Source organism: Maritalea sp. YIW29 (genome assembly GCF_057219265.1).
Genome location: NZ_JBXVVF010000002.1, coordinates 678,466 through 690,620, shown reverse-complemented (window position 1 = coordinate 690,620; position 12,155 = coordinate 678,466). Strand labels below are relative to the sequence as shown.

The window sequence follows — 12,155 nt, the reverse complement described above, 5'->3', positions numbered from 1 at the left end:
CTATGTCATCACTAAAGGGGTCACACGATGGCGCAGGTTAATACCTCACATAAAGCACAATTGGTCGCCACAGCACATGAAATGGGCAGCCAGGAAAAAAGCTTCGCAAATTTCCTAGTTCACTTGGTCAACTCAATCGATGAGGCGGACCTAACACATTATAATCGTGATGAATTTTTGGACATTGCACGTCAAGCATATGACAATTTCTCTGGGCGGCAATCACAAAAGCATACCATTGATATTACGCCATTGAATGACAGGGCAAACACCCATGTCATCAATGTATGTAACGAGGATATGCCGTTCATCGTTGATTCGGGTTTAGCCGCCATTCGCAGCTGCGGCGCGGATATTCGGTTATTTGCCCATCCAATTTTACCGGTCAAATATAATGGTGATCAGGTTGAAGTACTTGAAAAAGCACAAGATGACACAACAACAGAAAGCCTGTTGCACGTCCATTTTGAACCTGGCTTAGAGCCGGATGCGCTTGAAAATATCAATAAAGAGCTCAATGCGGTTCTAACCCAAGTGCGCAGTGCCGTGGTTGGCTGGCGTCCAATGTTGGAAAAACTGGGCGATGTGGTGCGAAATTATCGCAACAATCCGCCAAATGTGGACGAAGCCGTTTTGTCAGAAAGCATGCACTTTTTGGGCTGGTTGGCTGATCATAACTTCACGTTCCTAGGCATGCGCGAATACAAATTCTCAGAGATCGACGGTGCCCCAAATCTGGAACCTATTCCGGATAGTGGTTTGGGTATTCTTTCAGACCCGGATCTATATTTCTTACGCCATGGCGCAGACTATGTCGAAATGACCGCGCAACATGCAGACTTCTTGACCAAATCAGCGCCGTTAATGGTCACAAAAGCCAACATAAAATCGATCGTTCATCGTCGTGCCCATATGGATTATATCGGCATCAAACAGTTCAATGAAGACGGCTCCGTCGCAGGCGAACTGCGCATTCTTGGGCTATTTACATCCATGTCCTTGGCGACGCCGCACACCGAAGTGCCTCTATTGCGTCGAAAAGTCATGGAGGTGATGCGCAAATCTGGGCACAATCCAAATTCACACTCAGGCAAAGCTTTGATGAACGCGCTGGACAATTATCCGCGCGAAGAGCTGTTCCAAATCGATGAAGACTTGCTGTTTGAGTTTGCGACCACCATTTCCGCACTTGCAGATCGCCCTCGTGTAAGAGTTCTTCCGCGTATTGATCCCTTCGACAATTTTGTGTCGATCCTATTGTTCATGTCGCGCGAAAAATACAATTCGAACTTGCGCGAACAGGTTGGCGATTATCTCGCAGAACAATATGACGCGCGGGTATCAGCCTATTATCCAAATTTCCCAGAAGGCGAATTGGTTTCGGTTCACTTCATTTTGGGTCGCAATGGCGGCAAAACACCTCGCCCTGGCCGCGATGAACTTGAAGCGCACATAACCAACCTGACCTTTACATTTGGCGACCGGCTATTGGCCGCTGCCGAGGACCCCCGTCAGGTTCTTGATTATGCAAACGCGTTCACCAATGCCTATCAAGAAAAATACGACCACGATGAAGCACTGAGGGATATTGAACAGTTCCAGCTGCTGTTGAACGATGAGCAAATTGCCGTCCGGTTGAGCAAGCATGCCCGTCGTGCGGGTGCATATTCGCTTAAACTCTACCATCGCTCCACAGCCATCCCGCTTAGTGCACGGGTGCCGATGCTGGAAAATTTCGGTTTTAAGGTGGTCAACGAACGGACTTATACAGTAACGCCCGTAAATACAGACGATCGGGTTATGCACGACATGACCCTCAAAATCCCTGACATTGAAACTGACCTTACCCAAATAGATCATGTTATTGAACGAGCGCTAAAAGCGGTTTGGTACAAAGAAGCAGCCAATGACGGCTTTAACAAACTTACCGTGCGGGCGGCCCTTGAATGGGACGATGTGTCAATCGTGCGTGCGCTTGGCCGCTATCTAAAGCAAACCAACATCACCTATTCGCAACGCTATATGTGGAACACATTGGCCAAGCACCCCGATGTTGCAGAGGCCATTGTCAATCTATTCCACACCCGACATGCGCCAGATTTTGTCGGTGACCGGGACACAATTGAAGCAACAGCACGTGATACAATTAGCAACGCGCTTCAATCCATCACGTCGCTCGACGATGACACGATTGTCCGTCGTTTCGTGAACTTGGTGGATTCGAGTTTGCGCACCAACTTCTTCCAACGGGTTGACGAAAAACGCCGCCCCGCATTGGCCATCAAATATGATGCGTCCAAAGTGGACGGGCTGCCAGAACCACGGCCATTCCGCGAAATTCACGTTTACAGCCCACGGGTTGAAGGCGTGCACCTTCGCGGGGGCATGATCGCCCGAGGAGGATTGCGTTGGTCTGACCGACACGAAGATTTCCGCACTGAAGTTTTGGGCCTCGTAAAAGCTCAAATGGTGAAAAACGCGGTTATTGTGCCGTTGGGTGCCAAGGGTGGTTTTGTTCCCAAACACATCCCAGATAACCCAACCCGCGAAGAATTTATCGCGGAAGGAACGGAAGCCTACAAAATCTTTATTGGCTCCTTGCTCGACATAACCGACAATCTGGACGGCGATGAAATCATCCCACCAAATTCGGTGAACCGGCTTGATGGCGACGATCCCTATTTGGTGGTCGCCGCGGATAAGGGCACTGCAACATTTTCCGACACCGCAAACGCAATTTCAGATGATCGCAACTTCTGGCTTTCTGATGCATTCGCATCCGGCGGCTCTGTTGGTTATGACCATAAAAAAATGGGCATCACCGCGCGCGGTGGATGGGAAGCGGTCAAACGCCACTTCCGAGAGCTGGATAAAGACATCCAGACACAACCTTTCACCGCTGTCGGTGTTGGTGACATGTCTGGCGATGTGTTTGGCAATGGCATGCTATTATCCAAAGCCACCAAACTGATTGCAGCGTTTGACCATCGTGACATCTTCATCGATCCAGACCCTGATCCCCAATCAACATGGGAAGAACGCAAGCGGATTTTCGATCTCGGGCGTTCAAGTTGGCAGGATTACGACCAGTCAAAACTCTCAACCGGCGGGGCGATTTATCCACGTTCTTCGAAGTCAATAAAACTTTCACCTGAAGCGGTGCAAGCACTTGGATTAGAAAAAGACGAGATGACCCCGAACGAATTGATGCGGGCGATCCTTGTTTCCAAAGTTGATCTGTTGTGGTTTGGCGGCATCGGCACCTATGTACGTGCCAGCACAGAAAGTGATGCAGACGCAGGTGACCGCGCCAATGATGCGATCCGGATTACTGGGTCTGAAGTTGGTGCAAAGGCCATTGGTGAAGGCGCAAATCTTGGCATTACCCAATTGGGTCGCGTTGAGTTTGCCAAGTCTGGTGGTCGCATCAACACAGACGCGATTGATAACTCGGCAGGGGTTAATTCCTCTGACTTGGAAGTCAATATCAAGATCGCCTTAGGCACATTGGTACGTGACAATGAAATCACGCAAGAAGTCCGTAACTCTTTCCTTGCTGAAATGACGGATGAGGTCGCAGAACTTTGTTTGCGCAACAACTATTTGCAAACACTGGCCCTTTCGCTTGCAGAGCGTCGGCAGTTGGACGATTTGCCCTACCATGCTGATTTCATGAAAGCGCTTGAAGCAGAAGGTCACCTCAACCGAAAAGTCGAATATTTGCCCAAACATGTCGACTTGATGGAGCGTGCCAATCAAAATGCTGGGCTTTATCGACCAGAGATGGCTGTGGTTTTGGCTTACGCGAAAAACACACTCTATACCCAACTGCTTGATAGCGAAGTGCCGGATGATCCCTATTTGGGCAAAGAACTTTTCCGCTACTTCCCTGAGCAACTCACAGAAACATATCCCGACACGGTGAAAAACCACCGGCTAAGGCGCGAAGTGATCGCAACCGTGTTGTGCAACGCCATGATCAACCGTGGTGGGCCTGATTTCGTACACCGGATTAGCGCTGCTACCGGTTCCGATCCAGCCCAAGTCGCAGCAGCTTATGCGGCAGCACGCGATAGTTTCGGGCTCACGGCGATGAACGTTTCAATCGATGATCTTGATAATAAGATGAATGGTGAAACCCAACTCGAGCTTTATGACGAGTTGCGCACATTATTGTTGAGCCAAACCGCGTGGTTCTTGCGCAATGTCAACTTCAACGATGGCATATCGAGCGTTGTAAAAACCTACGCCAAGGGCATTGAAATCGTCCGCTCTATGTTGGACGACATTTTGCCAAGTTTTGTTGCCCAGTCTGTTTCCGATCAAGCCAAAAGCTTTGTTGAAGGCGGCACGCCGGCTGGCTTGGCCAAACAAATTGCCCAACTTTCGGCCCTTAATCTGGCGACGGAAATTGTTCTGGTGAGCGAACGTGCTGAAATACCAGTGAAAGACGCTGCAAAAGCCTATTTCGCGGTGCTGGAAACGTTCAAATTGGGCCGCATCACCGAGCAACAAGATACGATTGAGGTCAATGACTATTATGATCGTATGGCGCTTGATCGCGCAATTGCCAACCTAATGCGTGCGCAACGCGACATCACACTGGATGTGCTCAGCTTCGATAGTGCAGACGTTGACACCGGGCTTGGAGCTTGGCGTGAGGCGCGTCGAAGTGACATTGATCGCACCAGTGAGATCGTTACCGGCATTACCGAAAGCACCCTTAGCGTTTCACGTCTTTCGGTTGCTGCAGGCCTACTATCAGACTTGGTGCGCGGTTAACCTGCGCATATTTGCCTCGGGTTGTATTCTTACAATCCCGGGGCTTACATTCCGACAAACAAAAAGGCCGGCTTGAAAGCCGGCCTTCTAAAATCATCATCAAAAGAGCGAGGCGCCAATTAGCCTTGCTTGTTGTGCAATTCGATTGAATCCAAAACAACTTTTTTGGCAACTTCAACGCCTTGAATGCCTTCGATCTTTGCCCATTTGCCTGGCTCAAGATCTTTATAGTGCTTGAAAAAGTGCTCTACTTTATCAACTTCGATCTTTGGCAAGTCAGAAACATCATTGATGCCCTCATAGGCCTTTGTCATTTTCGAGATCGGCAACGCCAGAAGCTTCTCGTCCATGCCGCCATCATCTTCCATCACCAAAACACCGATTGGGCGACATTTGATCACCGCGCCCGGCATAATTGGGCGTGAATTCATCACCACAACATCAAGCGGATCGCCATCACCACATAGCGTGTTTGGCACAAAACCATAATTGCCTGGGTAGCGCATTGGCGTATGAAGGAACCGGTCAACAAAAATCGCGCCGCTATCTTTGTCGAACTCATATTTGATCGGCTCGCCGCCAATCGGCACTTCGATCACAACATTGATTTCCTCAGGTGGGTTTTTGCCAGCACCAATTGCATTGAGATCCATCAATTTGCTCCCTTTGATGAACAATATTAAATTTCGCCAGCACTAATGCCTAGCGGATGCCATGAATGCAAGCCATAATGCGTGAGAAGCGATAAATTGACTGGTTCGGGAGGAAACATTCATGCGTAAATCCATTTTGGGTACTATTTTAGTTCATCTTACTTTGCTGGCGCTCCTTTGCACAAGCGCAACAGCGCAAGCCAATGACAGCGTTTATACAAAACTTGATCTGGATAATGATTGCTCGATCATCCACGCGGACGATTTCGGCGCAACATTTGCTTGCCCTGGATATCGTGGTTATCCGGTCATGGTGGCGGAAGGCGATTTGCGCATGTTTGTTAGCTACGGCTTGGATTCACTCAACGAACGCGCCGCAGAGCAAACCCTGTCCCCATTCAATACTATTGGAGAAACATTGGAGTGGCGCTTGGCCAACCGCGCCAGAGGTTGGACCCCTATCGCCACCATCTTGCGTTACTTCACCGATGACGGCATGGGCGACAAAAAACAATATCTGATCGTTACAAAAGTCGAACAAGGTCAAACGTGCCAAGTCGCACGGATCAACGCCTCCAGATATTCAAACGCCAATGAAATCGCCAGAAACGTGGCGGACACAATGGCTGAAAGCTTTGATTGCGCCAACGAGCCTATAGATTGGGTTGAATAGGAGACATTAACATCGCTCACGGTGCACACCGCAAATAGCATGACGCGCTAAAGCCGCGCTATGCGATTTGCTGCACCTGCGCGGGCGCGGCCAAAAAGTTGGCCGAGGTCCTCGTTTCACTCGTCCGCCTTTACTCTCGCTTGCTCAGAATTTGTGGAGTGCACCCAATGGCGGGGGTGCCGGGGTAATGAGCGTAGCGAATGACGGCGGCGCGAAAAATGCATTGTGCACCCCGCGAGACCGAACTAGTGCCTAAAGTGGCGCATGCCGGTAAAGACCATTGCAATGCCTGCTTCATCAGCCGCTGCAATAACTTCATCATCACGAATAGAGCCGCCCGGCTGAATAACCGCGGTTGCGCCTGCATCCACCGCAGAAATCAACCCGTCAGCAAATGGGAAAAACGCATCGGAGGCGACAACGGACCCTTCGGTCAATGCGCCCTTTTGCTTCATGGCCTTCGCAGCATCCTTGGACTTGCGGTGCGCTGTGCGAGATGAATCCACGCGACTCATCTGCCCGGCACCAATGCCAACAGTCGCGCCATCCTTTGTATAAATAACAGCATTAGATTTTACATGCTTTGCAACAATTGCTGCGACTTTAAGATCAAGAAACTCTTGGTCTGTCGGCTGACGTTTTGTGACAACTTTCAACTCACAATCTGCAACGCTCTTATTGTCACGGCCCTGAACAAGTAGCCCACCAGAAACGGATTTCACGGTAAGGCCTTCGGCTTTCGTATCGCTCAAACCACCGGTCAACAATAGGCGCAAATTCTTCTTGGTTTCAAAAATGGCCAATGCTTGAGGAGTCGCACTTGGTGCAATAATCACCTCAGTGAACACTTTGACGATCAGCTCAGCCACATCCGCGTCAATCTCACGGTTCAGTGCAACAATGCCGCCAAAAGCAGAAACCGGGTCGCAGCGCAGCGCTTTTTCGTAAGCTTCAACCAGGTTGTTGCCCAAGCCAACGCCACATGGGTTCGCATGCTTGATGATCGCCACAGCCGCATGTTCACTTGGATCAAACTCACTGACCAGTTCAAACGCCGCATCCGTATCATTGATATTATTATACGAAAGCGCCTTGCCTTGAAGTTGTTCAGCAGTGGCAACCCCAACCCGGTCCGTGCCGTCCTTTAGAAATGCAGCCCATTGGTGTGGGTTTTCGCCATACCGCATGACCTGATCAAGCTTGCCCGAAAAGCTGCGATATGGAATTTCATCAAACTCAAGTGTTTCAGCAAACCAGTTTGAAATTGCGACATCATATGCAGCGGTTCGCGCATAAGCCTTTGCAGCAAAACGTTTGCGCGATTTCAATGTGATCTCGCCGCTTTCGTTCATCTCGTCGACAACTTTGCCATAATCATCTGGATCAACAATGACCGTAACCGAAGCGTGGTTTTTTGCCGCCGCGCGGATCATGGCCGGGCCACCAATGTCGATATTCTCGATCACCGTGTCGTAGTCTGCGCCGCTTTTGACGGTCGAAACAAACGGATAAAGATTAGACACCAACATATCAATATTTGAAATCTGGTGAATGCGCATCGCGCTTTTGTGACTGTCGCTATCCCGACGGCCAAGCAGCCCACCATGAATTTTTGGGTGCAGTGTTTTCACGCGCCCATCCATAATCTCAGGGAAACCTGTCACTTCAGCAACATCGATTACAGGAATTTTCTCATCTTCGAGCATTTTCTTGGTGCCACCGGTTGAGATCAACTCAACCCCACTGGCCACAAGATGCCGAGCGAAATCCGCAAGGCCGGTTTTATCTGAAACGGAAAGGAGGGCACGTTTGATGGTCACTGAAAAACTCATCTGCTGTTGGTTAAACAAGTGCGCTTGGCGCTAAGTTTGCTTCGCTAGCACGATCTTTTGTGAAAAGAAACCGCCCAAGGATCATTTGTCGTCCAATTGGGCATAACCAATTCCAATTTGCGATCAGACTTCAGGTCTGGGGCATAAAGGTCCAGACAACCTCTTGCTCGGCTTGAATTGAGCCACTTAAGACAATCTGTTGAATTGGCTCCAACCCCTTATGGGCAGAATAGCGGGCGCTTGGCTCAACAATCGCGCTCGCACCTTCCCAGATAAAGGCCCATTTCAGACCCGAACGCAAAAACAACTCAATCTTGTTCGAACTCTCGTTAAGCTCTGCTTCGACCCCGGGGCCCAAATGAAACCGCAGCAAAAACTGATCAGGCGCATTTTTGTGCGTAAGATCACATCGAATGATATCTTGGCCCAACAACGCATCGCCGTCGCTCGATAAGACGCTTAATACGCGCTCATGCTGCAAGCCAGCCAATGAGCCGTACCCCGCATTGTTGAGCGTTACAGTGCGCTCTTCTAGATCGAGCTTGGGCGCACCATCGCGGTTCGCTTTCATGTGACCGGCCAGCAATTGCTCAGACCGGATTGGAAATTTGCCCTGATATTCAATTTCTAGCGTCGAGTGGGAAGCAGGTAGCCGGAACAGGTCCGCATCTTCACCCAAAGAAGAAGGCCCAGCCCCACAGTTGGACACAATCAAATCATTGCGCGAACTATATTCAAAACTCGCAGCACCTGCTGAAAGCCGTGCACGAAAATCATCGCCCAACTCGTTGCCACTATCTGTGATTAGTTTGGAAAACTGCCCCAAAATTGCACTATAGCCGGCATTCGCAACACCGCGCTCTATATCCAAATTATTGTTGGCCCGAGATTGAACCGCCAAAAGCATCTCATGTGGCACGGTGCGGGCGCTATTGAAAAATGCGAGTTCTCCAGTTGTATGCATGAGCAGCGAAAGACTTTGATGCATTCGGTCTAGGACTTGCGCAAATTCCTTGGATAGGTCCGGCAGTAACGGCGTTACGGCATGCCGCACTGGTATCATTTCCAGCAGCAACAAAAACTGTTCTTCACCGCTCCGGCTTTTGTGCAACCCTTGCCCGTCAATTTGGCGCGTAAGAGACAGTAAAGTGCGGTTTAGGAGCTTACCCACATCTTCTTTTGGTTGCTCGGTTGCAATACTTGCGCCCAGCAAGGCCACACGCATCAGCAAACGCCGCGCCGGATCAGCTTCAAATCCAATGCGAATTCGCAAGCTTTGAACCTGTTCAAAAAAGCTACGTTCAACGACAATGCGCCGGGCTTCATTCAGGCCATAATTGAGCACATCAAAGTGTTTCGCCCAGTTTAGGACCCGCAGCGCGGTGATTTTATTGTCCCAAACCTTCTTGGAGAACTTCCCATATCGGGAAACCCAGTCCATGGCCAACGTGCCCGCAAACTTCTTGGATCCATCGTCATGCGCAGCCGAAAAATGTCGCAACCACGTAAATCCATGCAGCTCTTCAAACCACTCGTCGGTGCCATAATCAACCGCGAAAGGTGACGTTCCGCCTGTATCAACTAGCCGTTGGGCAAGCAGATATTGGCCGATCATCATATCATCAACCGAGTGCGCATCAGCCGGTCGTATTTCGAGTAACTTCTTCTTTACATGACCTTTTTCAGGCACCGACCACGTCCAACGGAACGCCGGACTGGTGACGAACCCGTCCGCAATGGCCCCTAAACTATGACGCAAAAATGGTCCGCCTGACACGTAAATGTACCCTCAACTATAGCGCGCAAGAATAACACGTTTACGACCGATTCTCACTTGAAGAACGAAGGTTGCGAACAATTTATTCATTTCGAATGAAACGAGCTGCAAAGAACCCGTCAAGATCGCCTTCATTATTCGGTATTTTCATACCTGGCAAGGTCCGCAAAAATCCATCTGTTAAAATAACATCGGCCCAACCGCCCAATTCTTCGCGCTCAATCGGTTTCAAGGCGAACTCGGTTTGGCTCGAAAGGAAGGATTCGGCTTGTTGTTCGCCCTCTTCAGGCTCCAAGGAACATGTGCAAAACACCAGCTGTCCGCCCGGTTTTACCAAACGGGCTGCATTTTGCAGCATTTGCGCCTGCAACTCGCCTCGCTGCGCAATATCCTTTTCACGCCGATGCCAAATAACTTCCGGGTGACGCCGAAATGTGCCCGTGGCACTACAAGGCGCATCTAAGATCACGCGATCATATTGGCGCTCGGTGGATAGATTTGTCGCGTCCGCCTCAACCAATTTGGCCGTAAGTCCGACGCGATCCAGATTTTCCTTCACCCGCTCAAGCCGTTTACCGTCGAGATCAACCGCCGTCACATCTGCCCCGCTTGCCGCAAGTTGGGCCGTTTTACCGCCCGGTGCAGCGCAAATATCAAGGATTGAATGGTCCTTTTGGGGGCCGCTCAATTGAACTGGCAGCGTTGCCGCGAAATCCTGTACCCACCAATGGCCGTCTTGATAGCCTGGCAATTCTTCGACCGGAACGTCGCGTTCACCAACCCGGAAACTTGCACCCAAACTGTGAACCGCGCCAATCTGGTCAAACAAAGCTGATTGCTCATCAGCATTTTTTGCGGTGAGATCTAGAGGCGCCTGCACCAGCAGGGATTGAACCATCTTCGCCGCGGCGTCTTCCCCATAATGGGTGCACCAACGCGCATAGATCCAACTGGGCACAAGGTCTTTGGGGTCAAGGTCATCAACTGAAAAGCCACGTTGAACATTGCGCAATGCGGCATTGGCCAGCTTGGCAAATCGCCCTGCTCGACGATCTTTCTTAATTACTTCCACCGCCAAGTTAATGGCTGAATGGTCACCCATATCCGGCAAAAACATCAGCTGCGCGATACCAATACGCAATGCCGCTTCAAAAAGCCCAGCGCGTTTGGGCATGCCTTTTTCCAAAACGGAGTTCAGAATTTGGCTAATTTGGCCATGACGACGCAGGCTAACCGTTACCAACTTGTTCGCAAGTGCCCGGTCTCTTGGGTCAGCAATATCCCGTGCAGGAAATGGCACAAAGGGCGCACCTGTCAAAACAGTTTGCAACCGTTGCGCCGCAGCACGACGAATTTCAAACCCGGTGGCCTGGGAAGATCTACTCATTTGATGTCCTAAATCGAATTGGCGCCATTTTGCTTATGCTAGCTCCATGGGCCTTTTTGCTGGTTTTGTCTATAATTGCCTGGCTGATGGCTGTTAGGAATGCGCCAACTGCTAGAATTTGACGGCATTTCAGATTGCCGCTTATCGCGATCTAACGCCGAATTGGGTTTCTTTTGTGGCATTTGACGGCTCAATTCAACCAGCGCCGCAATCCTGTTTTCAACATTCGGATGTGTGGCAAACAGGTTATCCGCGCCGCGCCATGCCAATGGGTTGATGATGAACATATGCGCCATGCCGGGTGCACGGCGGGCAAATGGGTTCTCAAAATTCTTAGCCAAGCTCGAAATTTTTCGCAGCGCGCTCGCCAGCGCCAGTGGGTCGCCACAAATTTCCGCCCCATCTCGATCTGCTTCATATTCTCGGGTGCGACTGACGGCCATCTGCACCAGCATGGCGGCCAACGGCGCCACGATGATCATAAAGATTGATGCAATTGGTCCCACTGGACTGTTGGAATTGCGTGCCCCGAAAAACAGACCAAACTGCGCCAACATCGAAATCGCCCCGGCAAAGGTTGCTGTAATCGTCATGATCAACGTGTCACGAGATCGAATATGGGCCAATTCATGGGCAATTACCGCCCCAATTTCGTCATAGGTTAAATTGTTCAGCAAACCGGTTGAAACCGCCACGGCGGCATTTTCTGGATTACGGCCCGTCGCAAAAGCGTTGGGTTGCTCATTCTCGATCAAATATAGTTTTGGCATGGGGATACCGGCGTTCATGGATAGTCGGTCAACCATTTGAAATAGATCAGGGCTGTTATGGCGTCCCAATGCCCGCGCCTTTTGCAGGCGCAAAACAACCTTGTCCGAGTTCCAATACGCTAACAAATTCATTGCCATCGCGACGATCAGCGCGAAGAACATGCCAAAACTGCCCGCAACGACAAACCCGACGGCCATAAATAGCCCGGTCATCACCGCTAGCAAAAATGTTGTTCTGATCGCATTGAACATGCAAACTCCTGAATTGTCATTTCACCATC

At 50.3% G+C, this 12,155-nt stretch carries 7 protein-coding genes; 2 read left to right on the top strand and 5 right to left on the bottom strand.

What is annotated here, in order from left to right:
• Window positions 1-27: 27 nt before the first annotated feature.
• Window positions 28-4,782, top strand: a complete 4,755-nt coding sequence (locus AC2D8L_RS12555) for an NAD-glutamate dehydrogenase (RefSeq protein ID WP_484685825.1) — start codon at window positions 28-30, stop codon at window positions 4,780-4,782.
• 119 nt (window positions 4,783-4,901) lie between these two features.
• On the opposite strand, the gene ppa is transcribed toward AC2D8L_RS12555, so the two are convergent.
• The gene (gene ppa, locus AC2D8L_RS12550; RefSeq protein WP_484685824.1) at window positions 4,902-5,435 is read right to left on the bottom strand and encodes an inorganic diphosphatase; all 534 of its coding nucleotides are present in this window, start codon (window positions 5,433-5,435) and stop codon (window positions 4,902-4,904) included.
• Between the two features lie 121 nt (window positions 5,436-5,556).
• Here ppa and AC2D8L_RS12545 point away from each other — a divergent pair, with 121 nt between their 5' ends.
• Complete coding sequence (locus tag AC2D8L_RS12545; protein ID WP_484685823.1) at window positions 5,557-6,108, top strand: hypothetical protein; 552 nt, start codon at window positions 5,557-5,559, stop codon at window positions 6,106-6,108.
• Between the two features lie 245 nt (window positions 6,109-6,353).
• On the opposite strand, the gene purH is transcribed toward AC2D8L_RS12545, so the two are convergent.
• The 4 genes from purH to htpX all read right to left on the bottom strand — a co-directional run bounded on the left by purH (window position 6,354) and on the right by htpX (window position 12,126).
• Window positions 6,354-7,940, bottom strand: coding sequence for a bifunctional phosphoribosylaminoimidazolecarboxamide formyltransferase/IMP cyclohydrolase (purH, locus tag AC2D8L_RS12540; protein WP_484685822.1), 1,587 nt, complete (start codon window positions 7,938-7,940; stop codon window positions 6,354-6,356).
• Between the two features lie 130 nt (window positions 7,941-8,070).
• On the bottom strand, window positions 8,071-9,717 hold the full coding sequence (locus AC2D8L_RS12535) for a heparinase II/III family protein (protein ID WP_484685821.1): 1,647 nt from the start codon (window positions 9,715-9,717) through the stop codon (window positions 8,071-8,073).
• Window positions 9,718-9,799: 82 nt separating this feature from the next.
• Window positions 9,800-11,104 carry an RsmB/NOP family class I SAM-dependent RNA methyltransferase gene (locus AC2D8L_RS12530; RefSeq protein WP_484685820.1) on the bottom strand — a complete coding sequence of 435 codons (1,305 nt, stop codon included), beginning with the start codon at window positions 11,102-11,104 and terminating at the stop codon, window positions 9,800-9,802.
• 38 nt (window positions 11,105-11,142) lie between these two features.
• Window positions 11,143-12,126, bottom strand: a complete 984-nt coding sequence (gene htpX, locus AC2D8L_RS12525; RefSeq protein WP_484685819.1) for a zinc metalloprotease HtpX — start codon at window positions 12,124-12,126, stop codon at window positions 11,143-11,145.
• Between the last annotated feature and the right edge of the window lie 29 nt (window positions 12,127-12,155).